Annotated in this window: 9 protein-coding genes and 2 pseudogenes; 9 read left to right on the top strand and 2 right to left on the bottom strand. The window is 39.7% G+C overall.

Features of this window, described 5'->3' with window-relative positions; genetic code table 11:
• Nucleotides 1–383: 383 nt before the first annotated feature.
• Nucleotides 384–1,295, bottom strand: a complete 912-nt coding sequence (locus BEN71_RS06070) for a LysR family transcriptional regulator (RefSeq protein WP_068975469.1) — start codon at nucleotides 1,293–1,295, stop codon at nucleotides 384–386.
• Between the two features lie 355 nt (nucleotides 1,296–1,650).
• On the opposite strand from BEN71_RS06070, the gene benA reads away from it, so the two are divergent.
• The 5 genes and pseudogenes from benA to BEN71_RS06040 all read left to right on the top strand — a co-directional run.
• A complete protein-coding gene (gene benA, locus BEN71_RS06065; protein WP_068975468.1) occupies nucleotides 1,651–3,048 on the top strand; it encodes a benzoate 1,2-dioxygenase large subunit in 1,398 nt (465 codons plus the stop codon).
• Nucleotides 3,045–3,545: a benzoate 1,2-dioxygenase small subunit gene (gene benB / locus BEN71_RS06060; protein WP_068975467.1), complete on the top strand. Its 501-nt coding sequence runs from the start codon at nucleotides 3,045–3,047 to the stop codon at nucleotides 3,543–3,545. The genes benA and benB overlap by 4 nt, the downstream gene beginning before the upstream one ends.
• 135 nt (nucleotides 3,546–3,680) lie before the next feature.
• Nucleotides 3,681–4,697 carry a benzoate 1,2-dioxygenase electron transfer component BenC gene (gene benC, locus BEN71_RS06055; RefSeq protein ID WP_068975466.1) on the top strand — a complete coding sequence of 339 codons (1,017 nt, stop codon included), beginning with the start codon at nucleotides 3,681–3,683 and terminating at the stop codon, nucleotides 4,695–4,697.
• 584 nt (nucleotides 4,698–5,281) lie between these two features.
• Nucleotides 5,282–6,067 (top strand): 1,6-dihydroxycyclohexa-2,4-diene-1-carboxylate dehydrogenase, encoded by a 786-nt coding sequence (locus BEN71_RS06045; RefSeq protein ID WP_068975465.1) that lies wholly within the window; start codon nucleotides 5,282–5,284, stop codon nucleotides 6,065–6,067.
• A 48-nt stretch (nucleotides 6,068–6,115) separates the two neighbouring features.
• A pseudogene (locus tag BEN71_RS06040) lies at nucleotides 6,116–6,244 on the top strand (benzoate/H(+) symporter BenE family transporter); the annotation flags it as partial.
• 5 nt (nucleotides 6,245–6,249) lie between these two features.
• Here the strand turns inward: BEN71_RS06040 and BEN71_RS06035 are convergent.
• Nucleotides 6,250–7,409, bottom strand: a protein-coding gene (locus BEN71_RS06035) for an IS3 family transposase (protein ID WP_117276768.1) whose coding sequence is annotated in 2 segments (ribosomal slippage) — nucleotides 6,250–7,175 and nucleotides 7,175–7,409 — 1,161 coding nt in all. Because the reading frame shifts where the segments join, the coding sequence is not laid out codon by codon here.
• A 70-nt stretch (nucleotides 7,410–7,479) separates the two neighbouring features.
• On the opposite strand from BEN71_RS06035, the pseudogene benE reads away from it, so the two are divergent.
• The 4 genes and pseudogenes from benE to BEN71_RS06015 all read left to right on the top strand — a co-directional run.
• Nucleotides 7,480–8,544 (top strand): annotated as a pseudogene (benE, locus tag BEN71_RS06030) (benzoate/H(+) symporter BenE); the annotation flags it as partial.
• A 589-nt stretch (nucleotides 8,545–9,133) separates the two neighbouring features.
• Complete coding sequence (gene catA / locus BEN71_RS06025) at nucleotides 9,134–10,078, top strand: catechol 1,2-dioxygenase (protein ID WP_068974768.1); 945 nt, start codon at nucleotides 9,134–9,136, stop codon at nucleotides 10,076–10,078.
• An 89-nt stretch (nucleotides 10,079–10,167) separates the two neighbouring features.
• A complete protein-coding gene (locus BEN71_RS06020) occupies nucleotides 10,168–11,427 on the top strand; it encodes a GTPase (protein ID WP_068974769.1) in 1,260 nt (419 codons plus the stop codon).
• Complete coding sequence (locus BEN71_RS06015; RefSeq protein ID WP_171404988.1) at nucleotides 11,424–12,974, top strand: dynamin family protein; 1,551 nt, start codon at nucleotides 11,424–11,426, stop codon at nucleotides 12,972–12,974. The genes BEN71_RS06020 and BEN71_RS06015 overlap by 4 nt, the downstream gene beginning before the upstream one ends.
• Nucleotides 12,975–13,025 lie beyond the last annotated feature (51 nt).

The following is a 13,025-nucleotide window of genomic DNA, read 5'->3' as shown; positions in this document are numbered from 1 at the left end:
TTTCCCAAACAATGGATGAAGCCTTTTTTTTTGTCCAAAACCGATTACATATAAATCCATACCTTAAAGGTCGGTTTATTAAAAAATATTGAAGAAACAGTATTTTAAAAAAAATAATTCATAATTTGGATGCTTATTTTTCTATCATTATTTTGTTATTTATTTTTAATTGGTGTTTATATTTACTGTTGAAATAGAAATTTACTAGATCTTCTGAATTTTCAATATGTTAATTTTCACATAAATTATCTTATTGAATATAATTTTGAACGCACAATTTAGTCACTCTTATTTACATGATGAGTAACTAAGTGCGCTAAATAAATCTACTTTATCAATTGATGAAGATTTAACAATTGTTTGATCATTCTTGGCAATGATATTTAAATCTTTGCCCGATCATATTGAAAGCCTTCCAAGTCATAAACTTGATAAATGCAATCAAATAAAGAAAGAATATCCTCACTTTTATCCATACAACGAATCGCCATAAATATTGGGCTTTTCGCAGAACTATCTCGTAACGGAATATATTTTAAATTGGGCAATTGAATAGTTCTAGCACTTTCAGGAACAACACAGACGCCCTCACCTGCTGCGACCAAGCCAAGAGCTAACTGGATTTCACGCACTTCTTTTAGATTTTTAGGATCTAAACCATGTTCCGAAAACAGATTTCGTACTTGAGTTGAAAAATTAGGTTTTGGATGGCTTGGGTACAGAAACAAATTTTCATCTTCTATATCAGCAAAATATGTACCTTCTGAATCTGCCAAAGGATGACTGGTATGTACTGCCAACATCAATGGTTCCTCTCGAAGCAATACCCGTCGTACCGCAGGATCTGAAATTTGTAAGCGTCCAAATCCAACATCAATCCGTCCTTCTTTGAGTGCTTGAATCTGATCTTTGGTACTCATTTCCACCAATTCAATTTTCAGTTGTGGTTGTAGCTGACGAAACATATAGACAATTTTGGGCAATAATCCATAAAGTAATGACCCGACAAAGCCCATCGTCACAGCTTTTTCAATCAATCCAATGCGCTTGGTCATGGTTTTGACCTCTTCCGCATTAGACAAAAGTTTAACCGCATGTTGATAGAAAAATTGCCCAGCTTCAGTGGTTTTCAACGGGCGGCTTCCTCTCTCAAATAATGAGATTCCAAGCTCACTTTCAAGGTTTTGAATCTGTCGGCTGAGTGGTGGTTGCGCGATAAAGAGTTTTTCAGCGGCTTTGGTAAAACTTTGCTCTTCCACAACAGCAACAAAATAGCGTAAATGCCTGAGTTCCATCTCAACACCATACCTTTAAGATATAAAAAAATGCAAATTTGATCTTAGACAGCGACCATCCATTCTTTTAAGGTATATCAAACACAAGATGTAAATCAAGTTTGTTCGTAGTCGATTGCTCCAGTCTGAGAATTAACGCTGAAATATGACTCAACTGAGTATCACTCGAAACTGAAAACCTTATGTCTTTTAAACAGGGATGCGTTATTTGCTCGCTACACACCCTCCGCTAGCAAAGTAACGATACTCACAGAATTTAAGTCGCGAAAGCATTTAACAAAACTCAAAGCGTTGTCAATTCATCGCTCAAAAAATCCTTTGAATTGCCCACCACATGGATAGTCGGAGAACGGACATGCCTCGTATTCCAGTGATAAACACCAGTCACCTTGATCGTATAGATGAATTACTTGTCGATAATTTTGAAACAGGTGAATTTAAATTACATCGTTCAGTATTTACAGACCAAAGTCTGTTTGACCTTGAAATGAAATATATCTTCGAGGGCAATTGGGTATATTTGGCACATGAAAGTCAAATCCCAAATAACAACGATTACTACACTACCTATATCGGTCGTCAACCAATTCTGATTGCGCGTAATCGCAATGGTGAACTCAATGCGATGATCAACGCATGTTCACATCGTGGTGCACAACTTTGTCGTCATAAACGTGGCAATAAAGCAACATATACTTGCCCTTTCCATGGCTGGACATTTAATAACTCGGGTAAATTATTGAAAGTGAAAGACCCTGCCGACGCGGGTTATTCAGATTGTTTCAATAAAGATGGTTCACACGATCTTAAAAAAGTGGCTCGTTTTGAAAACTATAAAGGTTTCTTATTCGGTAGCTTAAACCCAGATGTGCCAAGCCTTGAAGAATTCCTTGGTGAAACAACCAAAGTGATTGACATGATTGTCGATCAATCTGAACAAGGTCTAGAAGTTTTACGTGGTGCATCGACCTATACCTTTGAAGGCAACTGGAAATTGACTGCTGAAAATGGTGCAGATGGTTATCACGTTTCTGCGGTGCATTGGAACTATGCAGCAACCACGCAACAGCGTAAAGAAAAAGAAGCCGGTGACAATGTACGTGCCATGAGTGCTGGTTCTTGGGGCAAACAAGGTGGTGGTTCTTACGGTTTTGACAATGGTCATATGTTGTTATGGACTCAATGGGGCAATCCTGAAGACCGTCCTAACTTTGCCAAAGCGGATGAATATACAGAAAAATTCGGTGCGCCAATGTCGAAGTGGATGATCGAACGTTCACGTAACCTTTGCTTATATCCAAACGTATATTTGATGGATCAATTCGGTTCACAAATTCGTGTGGTTCGCCCGATTTCTGTCAACAAATCTGAAGTCACAATTTACTGTATCGCACCTGTTGGCGAAGCACCTGAAGCGCGCGCACGTCGTATCCGCCAATATGAAGATTTCTTTAATGCTTCTGGTATGGCAACGCCTGATGATTTAGAAGAATTCCGCGCATGCCAAGCGGGCTATGCAGGCATCGAATTGGAATGGAACGATATGTGTCGTGGTTCTAAACATTGGATTCAAGGACCTGATGATGCAGCCAATGAAATTGGTTTAAAACCTGCAATTAGTTGTATCAAAACGGAAGATGAAGGGCTTTATTTGGCACAGCATCAGTATTGGTTAAAAACCATGAAACATGCAATTTCTGCTGAAAAAGAACTGGCTGAATTAGAAGCGACAACACAAGGAGAAGTGGCATGAGTACACAAGATAAAACTTCTTTGGAGAATATCTGTCAATTTCTCTATCGTGAAGCTCGCTTTTTAGATGATGAACAATGGGATGATTGGTTGGCATGTTATGCACCAAGTGCATCATTTTGGATGCCAGCTTGGGATGATGATGACAAATTAACAGAAGACCCACAGTCTGAAATTTCACTCATCTATTATCCAGATCGCCAAGGGCTTGAAGATCGTGTGTTCCGTATCAAAACTGAACGCTCATCTGCAACCATGCCTGATACACGAACTTCACACAACATTGCCAATGTAGAAGTGATTGAACGTGATGGTGATAAAGTGACGGTACGCTTCAATTGGAACACGCTCAGTTTCCGTTATAAAGCTTCATACAGCTACTTTGGTACCTCGAAATACGAAATTGATTTTTCAGGTGAACAACCAAAAATCCTCAGTAAATATGTCGTACTGAAAAATGACTATATCAATCAAGTGATTGATATTTACCACCTCTAGAACGCGATTCTTCTCAAAAATCGTTTCAAAAACCACCTCTAAGACTGGGTTGATCAACTCAGCAAGGTCGCCGTTCAGCCATATGGAAATTTGACTGGGCGGCAGAAGATTTAGATACATTAAAAGGATTCTGCCATGTCAAACCATAATGTTGCACTTCAGTTCGAAGATGGCGTCACTCGCTTTATTTCCGTTGCACAAGATGAAACCCTTTCTGACGCAGCTTATCGTCAAAAAATTAATATTCCACTGGATTGTCGTGATGGCGCTTGCGGAACATGTCGTGCATTTTGTGAATCTGGTAGCTATGACATGCCAGAAGAAAATTATATTGAAGATGCACTTACACCAGAAGAAGCTGAACAAGGCTATATTTTAGCTTGCCAATGTAAACCGACTTCGGACGCTGTATTTAAAATTGCAGCATCATCGGATGTATGTAAAACACAAATTCACCAATTCCAAGGCACACTCTCTCGCGTTGAAAATCTGTCTGATTCAACCATTACTTTTGATATTCAGTTGGATGAAGGTCAGCCAGACATCAATTTCCTTGCTGGTCAATATGTCAATGTCGGCATTCCAGGAACAACAGAAACACGTTCATATTCATTTAGTTCTAAACCAGGCAATCGTTTAACTGGTTTTGTGGTACGTAATGTGCCAAATGGAAAAATGAGTGAGTTTCTGAGTAAAACAGTTAAATCCGGCGACAAAATGACCTTTACAGGACCATTTGGTAGCTTCTATTTACGTGATGTTGCGCGCCCTATCCTCATGCTCGCAGGTGGTACAGGTATTGCACCATTTATGTCAATGCTCCAAGTTCTTGAAGAAAAAGGTTCAACACAACCTGTACGTCTAGTTTTTGGTGTGACCAATGATTTTGACTTAGTCGCGATTGAAAAACTCAATGCACTTCAAGACAAATTACCATGGTTTGAATACCGTACCGTTGTTGCACATGCAGATAGCCAACATGAACGTAAAGGCTATGTCACTAGTCACATCGAAAATGACTGGTTAAACCAAGGTGATGTCGACATCTATCTATGTGGTCCAGTGCCAATGGTTGAAGCAGTGCGTGGTTGGTTAGATACTGAAGGTGTTAAACCGAAAAACTTCCTCTTTGAAAAATTCTCTGCGAATTAAATAGAGTCATCCCAACAAACCCCGTTTTAATCCTAGAACGGGGTTTTAAAGTTTTTTAGATTGATTAATCACTAATGTTACGCAGTAACATAAAAATAGCTTTTGTTTCTCGATGAAATTGGATACGCGATAACGTCATCCACAAGTGTTTGAGGCAAGACTACTTTTAATTAGATATGTTTTTGCGATGTATTTAATATTTTGACGGAAGTGGACGAGTTTTGTGGATGACAATGGTTTTGCCTACTTTTCCCGAAAGAAAAGTAGGTCGAGCCGAAGGCAACTCTCTAAATCAAGACTTCTGACGTAAGACTCCGTCGAGGAGAATTAAAAGATTTTAGAGTGAACACTTCTCCAAATGCGTAACATCAATTAATCAATCTTGACAATCAAATGAAGATTGGAATTCCCTCCTCTTGTGCCATAGATGGTTTGAAATGAGGAGGGTAAAATAAAGGGTGTCCCCTCATCCTAACCTTCTCCCTGAGCCATATATAGCGCAAAAGAAGGGATTTCCATCATGAATTGAATAGAGTTCAAAGATCGACTTACGCACGTGGTCTATATAAGGAATGGAGAATAAAATGTCAGATCGTCAAAGATTTTTAAATAAAGTCGTCATCGTTACAGGAGCTGCTCAAGGCATTGGTCGTGGCGTTGCCCTACAAGTCACAGCAGAAGGTGCGCAAGCCATACTTGCAGATCGTTCTGAATATGTTGAAGAAGTATGGGCAGAAATCAAAAGCAATGGTGGTAATGCAGTTACGATCAATGCAGATCTTGAAACCTACGCAGGCGCTCAAGCTGTTGTCGAAAAAGCCATTGCGACCTATGGACGTGTTGATGTACTCATCAATAATGTCGGTGGTGCAATTTGGATGAAACCTTTTCAGGAATTTACTGAAGAAGAAATCATTAAAGAAGTCAATCGCTCTTTATTTCCAACTATGTGGTGCTGTCGTGCTGTCTTGCCTGAGATGATCAAGAATCAACAAGGTACGATTGTCAATGTATCTTCAATCGCGACGCGCGGCATTAACCGTATTCCCTATTCTGCATCTAAAGGTGGTGTGAATGGTTTAACCGCGTCATTGGCATTTGAACATGCCAAAGATAATATCCGCGTGAATGCGATTGCCACAGGTGGTACAGAAGCACCGCCACGTAAAGTTCCTCGCAACAGTAATCCAATGTCAGAACACGAAACGCAATGGATGCAAGAAGTGGTTGATCAAACCATAGATCGTACTTTCTTAGGTCGTTATGGCACAATCCAAGAACAAGTGAATGCAATTACTTTCCTAGCTTCCGATGATTCTTCATATATTACAGGTACAGTAGTTCCAGTCGGTGGCGGTGATCAAGGTTAATTCATCTATTTAATCAATCACTCAATCCATTACGCAAGGATGCATACAATGGCAAATCTTTTACAGACTTTAAAAGAAGACTGGTCACTATCAGCCACAGTTGCAGGATTTTTAGCAGTTCTGATTTCATACTCAGGGCCACTGATTATTTTCTTTCAAGCCGCACAACAAGCCCACTGATCCTAGACAGTATCGTGGACAATCGATCCCTCTAAATTCTTGAAATATTTCTGTTCAAAGGCTTCTGGACTTAACCAGCCGTTTGCAGAATGCCTTCTGACCCGATTGTAATAAATCTCAATATAATCAAACAAGACCGCATTCGCCTCTTTTCGAGTCGAAAACACACTGCCATGTACCACATGACCTTTTAATGTATGAAAGAAGCTTTCAGTCACTGCATTATCCCAACAGTTTCCACGTCTAGACATACTCTGAGTACAATCATTTTTCAGTAACAGCGCTCTAAAATCACGACTACAGTACTGTGAGCCTTGGTCCGAATGAACCATAACACCAGTTGGATAACCCTGACGAGCCATTGCATAGTTAAACGTATCACACACCAACTGGCGGTCTATTCGATGGCTGGTTTGCCACCCCACGATACGACGGCTAAATAAATCTAGCATCACACATAAATACAACCAACCTTCTTTAGTGCGGATATAGGTAATGTCTGTTGTCCAGACTTTATTAGGCTGAGTAACTGTAAATTGGCGATCCAACAAGTTGGGTGCTGTAGGCAAACGATGGGTTGAATCAGTCGTATGCTTGTATTTACGCGCAATCCTGCTACGTAAACCAAGCTTTTTTAGCATCCTTCCAATAGTACGTTCGCTCATGTTGTAACCTAAATCATGCATGTCATGTACTAATGAAGGTGCACCCAATCGTGCATGATGCTGCCAATATACGGCTTTTAAGTCATTATATTTCTGTGCCGTATTGGCTTGACGTTTTCGCCAGGCATAATAGCCTGAAGTGCTGACACCTAGGTATTTACAGGCAGAAGATACGGTGACTTCATTCATATCTAGATCTTGAATTACCGTGTACTTTTCTTGGCATGATCTGTTAGAAAGTACACATGCGCTTTTTTTAAGATGTCATTGGCTTCCTTGAGCTGTTTGACTTCTTTCTCTAATTCCACGATCCGCTGTTGTTCTGGTGAAAGTTGACGTTTGCTTGAACCTGCCGGATTGGTTTCACGAATCCATTTATCTAATGTTGAATAACCCACACCTAATTTCTGGGCGATTGCAGCTACAGACTCGTGTGAGTTTGAAAGTGCATAATCAATCGCTTGCTGTTTAAATTCGGGACTAAAACGTTTAGCCATTTCTTGAATCTCCAAAGATTAAAGTTACGTTATCTTTAGAGGGACGTGCTGTCCATTATTTTGTCTAGGATCACACGTTTCGACTGCCATGATGATTTCATGGATTTGGGGCATTTCGATTGGCGCTGCGATTGCGGGAATTTATTTATCAATTAAGTTTAAAGTTCCTGTAATCACCGCATGGTCTGCGCCAGGTACGGCACTGTTGGTCACACTCTTTCCCCATGTTTCATTGAATGAAGCTGTCGCGGCTTATCTCACGACCGCCATTGTGATTTTCATCATTGGGATTACAGGCTATTTTGATAAATTATTGAAATGGATTCCTCAAGATGTTGCCGCAGGAATGATGGCAGGCATTCTATTTCAATTTGGTTTGGGCTTATTTAAAGCCACGGACAGCATGCCACTCATCGTCTTTGGCATGTTGTTAGTATTTTTGATTGCCAAACGCTTTACACCACGCTATGCCATGCTATGGGTACTGGTTTCAGGTGTTGCCCTTAGCTTAATCATGGGCAAAATGAATCCTGTTACGGTTGATTTTAGCCTTGCCATTCCACAATTTATTATGCCTGAATGGACATTGAACTCTACGTTAAATTTAGCCTTGCCTTTAATCCTTGTGAGTTTAACGGGACAATTCCTACCAGGTATGGCGATTATGCGTTTGAGTGGTTATGACACACCTGCAAAACCCATCATTGCAGTAACCAGTATTGCATCCTTTGCGGTGGCATGTGTTGGAGGAATTACCATTGTATTGGCATCCATTACAGCAGCCTTATGTATGGGCAAAGATGCGCATGAATTAAAGGACAAACGCTATATTGCAGGCATTGCCAATGGAGTATTTTATATTTTAGGGGGTTTATTTGCAGGCAGTATCGTCATGCTGTTTAGTTTATTACCCAAAGAATTGGTGGCAGCACTGGCTGGCTTGGCACTACTCGGTGCGATTGCGACGAATATTTCAGTGGCAATGAAAAATGAAGCGCAACGTGAAGCTGCGCTGATTACTTTTTTAGCGACTGCCTCTGGAATGCATTTCCTAGGACTAAGCTCTGTATTTTGGGGCATTTGTATTGGTGTACTTGCACATTTGATTTTAAATAAACGCAATGCTTCTTCCTAAGTCTTTCAACATGCTTGTAATCAGTCAAAAAAATCATTACATCTATAAGTTATTTCTAGTGGTGTTTATTGATTAATTTCAATTTTCACTGCTTCTCATGGTATTAGTAATTTTCAATAAATCACCAAACCATATGTTTGATTTTTTGACAGCCCTCTTACGCCCCACCACGTCAAATTTCTACGATTGTATTCAAATCTGTGCAATATACTGTTTGAACTCTCCCTAACTCTCTGATTTTTACAGGTCGTAAATCGTCCTAGAATCATTAAATTCTCAATAATATCTTTTACTTTTAAATCTGATGAATTGTTTAAATTTAGATCAGGCATCATTTTTATGTGACATTGGTAATACTTTACTCTTCGGGCATTATCACAAAGTCGTATAAATCGCTAAATTTCACAACAATATACTTTTTAAGTATCTAAAGATACCGAATTCGGACTGGTTAAGGATATTACATTAAATTAAGGTATATATAACGATTATTCACAAAGCAATATCAGGATTAATGCTGAACAAACGCATAAGATGATTTTAAAAATATGACGTGAATCAGCATTATGGCAATATTAAGGAGATAGCCATGACAGCCAACAATGTTAGAATTTTCGAGACGGAAGAAGTACAAAACTTCATCAACTTGCTTAGTGGACTTGAGCAAGAAGGTGGAAACCCACGTACTAAGCAAATCATTCATCGAGTGGTTTCTGACTTATTTAAAACTATTGAAGATTTAAACATTACTTCTGATGAATATTGGGCTGCGATTGCATATCTAAACCAATTGGGTACAAGTCATGAAGCTGGTTTACTTTCTCCAGGTTTAGGTTTCGACCATTTCCTTGATCTACGTATGGACGCTGCTGATGCTGCTTTAGGCATTGACAACCCAACACCACGTACAATCGAAGGTCCTCTTTATGTTGCAGGCGCACCTGTTGCACAAGGCTTTGCTCGTATGGATGATGGTAGTGATCCAAATGGTCATACTCTGATTTTGCATGGTACAATTTACAATGCAGATGGTCAGCCTATTCCAAATGCGCAGGTTGAAATCTGGCATGCCAATACTAAAGGTTTCTATTCACACTTTGACCCAACGGGCGAACAGACACCGTTCAATATGCGCCGCACCATTATGACAGATGCACAAGGTCATTATCGTGTACAGACAATTCTGCCAGCAGGTTATGGTTGCCCTCCAGATGGTCCAACACAACAGTTGCTCAATCAGTTAGGTCGTCATGGTAACCGCCCGGCACATATTCACTTCTTCGTATCAGCAGATGGTCATCGTAAACTTACCACGCAGATTAACGTTGCTGGCGACCCGTACACTTATGATGACTTTGCTTATGCAACGCGTGAAGGTCTTGTTGTAGATGCGATTGAACATACAGATGCGGCAGCAAGCCAAGCGAATGGTGTTGAAGGTCCTTTTGCTGAAATGGTATTTGACCTTAAGCTGAGTCGTCTGGTTGATGGTGTAGATAACCAAGTGGTAGACCGTCCTCGCCTAGAAGTTTGATATTCTCAAACTTGATCTGTTGAATATTAAAATCAGGCTGGCTGTAACAGTTTAGCCTGATTTTATTTTATGGAAAGATAGAAAATAATATGGATATTCATACTTTCGATGCTGCAACCCACGATATTTTAGCCATTCTCCCAGAATACGATATGCCATTGGCTCGGTTGCGTGCCATATTACAGGCAGGTCAGATTCCAACGGTTACCGTTATTGGCAAGTATAATCATGGTAAAAGCCGACTGTTAAATGAACTGATTGGTAACGATATTTTCTCTGTGGCAGATAAAAGAGAAACTGTAAATCTCTCTGAACATTTGCAACATAATATTCGTTGGTTAGATGCACCTGGCTTAGATGCCGATGTTGCAGCTATTGATGATCAATATGCTCAAGATGCCATGTGGAATAAAGCAGATATTCGCCTGATGATCCATTCTGTGCGTGAAGGTGAATTTGATCCTTTTGAATTACAATTATTTCAACAATTCGAGCAAGATACAGAGCAAACACAACGCCAAAGTATTTTGGTACTAACACAAATTGACCAAATCCCAGATCAAACTGTCTTAGCTCACATCATTGACAGTATTCAAAAACAAGCCCCTGCTGCAACTATTTTACCTGTATCTGCGACACGCCATCGTCAAGGTGTAGAAAACTCAAAACAGCTTTTAGTAGAGCGTAGTGGTATCCCTGAGTTACAACAAAAACTCAGCAATATGGTTGATAAAGTTCCAACCGTACGCCAATTCGAAAAAAGTAAGATTTTTGCAGATCTCAAAAAACAACTGTCACAGCAACAAGCAACTACCGAAACGAATATTCAGCAACTTGACAATACACTACAACAGCAACGCCAAGCCTTTGAACATGATTTAAATCAAATCTTGGATAAAGTACGTCAAGACTTACAACCCATTCTGCATATTTCTGGACTAGATGATTCATTAGAACCAGATTCATTTGCCAATATGTATAAGTTAACTGCTGGCAAACGTGATCGTAACCGCATTCAAGTGGCTTACTCCCGTGCATGTATTGAAATCAACAGTCATCTGGTGCGTTATGGTGTGGTGGGTTTACCTGATACACAAAAAAGTAATGTGCGTAGTTTAGACACGGTCATGGTTGCAGTACTGGGTATCTCAGTCAAACTTCGTAAGGACTTAAAGCTCATTTTTGAAGATGAATCAGGACGTGAACGTTTACGCCATGAATTTGCCCATTATTTTGAATTATCCACCGATCGAATGCATCTGAAACAACAATTACAGGATTTACAGCAACAGCTTCAACGCATCATGCAAGCTCAACAGGCATCAAAGACGCTGGAGCAAACATCATGATCCATAACTCAATTCAAACTTTCATTCATGCCACCGAAGCCTTTGATCAGCCTGAAAAAGATATTGTTGCACATTTAGATAAAATGCATGCCTGGCATCAACAACTGGCGCGCAATCTCAATGATCAGCGTTTAAACAGTCATGGGCTAACTTCAGAAAGTTCAATAGCACTGGATATTGCGACACTCAATGCTCAACTTGACCGTTACCTCAACCATTGGGAAACCCAGTTAGATACCTTACACGCTGCGCAATCCATTGCAGATCACTTTGATGACAAAATTATTTTGCTGATTTTTGGAAAATTCAATGCAGGTAAAAGCTCATTATGCAATGTATTGGCAGAATGTTTTCACAGACATCAGCAAAGTGTTGAGTATTTTTATCTTGAAGATGGTGAAATTGTTGAAAGCCAGGATCGTTTTAAAGAAGGTGCAACAGAAACCACCACACGTTTACAAGGTGTCTGCTTAGGTAAGAATTTAATCCTGTTAGACACCCCAGGATTACATTCAGTAACACCTGAAAATGCAGACTTGACTCAGCGCTTTTTAGACAGTGCGGATGGTGTACTGTGGTTAAGCAGTTCATCTTCACCTGGTCAGGTCAAAGAGTTAGCCGCTCTGGGGCAAGAATTACGTCGACATAAACCTTTATTGCCTGTGATCACTCGCAGTGATTATTTTGAAGAAGATGAGGTGGATGGTGAGATCTGTCAGATTTTGTGCAATAAAAGCCCTGGACAACGTCATTTACAAGAAAACGATGTACATACCCGTGCGATGGATCAACTCATAGAAATGCACGTTGATCCAAGCCTGCTACAATCCCCGATTTCCACATCCTCACAGATGCTGAAAAATGCTGACTTTAATGATCAAGCGATGCAAAGTGCTGGTTTTGATCGTTTATTTAATGCATTAATGCATTTGATTCAACCTGCTTTAGCTTATAAGCAACGTAAACCCGCAGAAGCTTTACTACACCATTTACAAGAACAGATTTTAATGCCATTACAGGTGGAAATTGTCCCTCAATTGCATCAATTACAACAAAATCTGAACCATGCTAGTGATACATTGGTGCAAAGCAAAGAGCAAATCATGACCCAAACCTGGCGCGGTATGATTGCAACGCTACCAAGTCTATTGGAACAATTTGCTGAGCAACAAGCTGTAGATGAGCTTTACAACACTTTGACACAACAGGCGGAGCAATTTCTGTCTCAACAGATTTCAGATACCTTAGTTGATTATCAACTGCAGAGTCTTCCATTTAAACCTCTAAAATTTGCTAAGCATCTCAGCTATGAAGTCATTTATGCTGATGATACAAAAGAAATCTTAGCCATTGGACATGATCGTTTGTACACTGAAATTTCACAAAGTTTATGGCAAAAACTAGATGTGCATACAGATGAAGTTATTTCACAATGCCAAAAAACGCTAAGCAATATTCAAATACAAATTGAGGTTATTCAACAAGGCTTAAGCCATGATGAACAAACCTTACAACAGATTGCTCATTGTTTAAGAATAAAGGATTAAAAACGCATTTAATCACGATATAAAAGATGATCATTATTGAGTAAATATCAT

Source organism: Acinetobacter wuhouensis (genome assembly GCF_001696605.3).
Taxonomy (GTDB): domain Bacteria; phylum Pseudomonadota; class Gammaproteobacteria; order Pseudomonadales; family Moraxellaceae; genus Acinetobacter; species Acinetobacter wuhouensis.
This window is presented reverse-complemented; position numbering and strand designations above follow the sequence as displayed.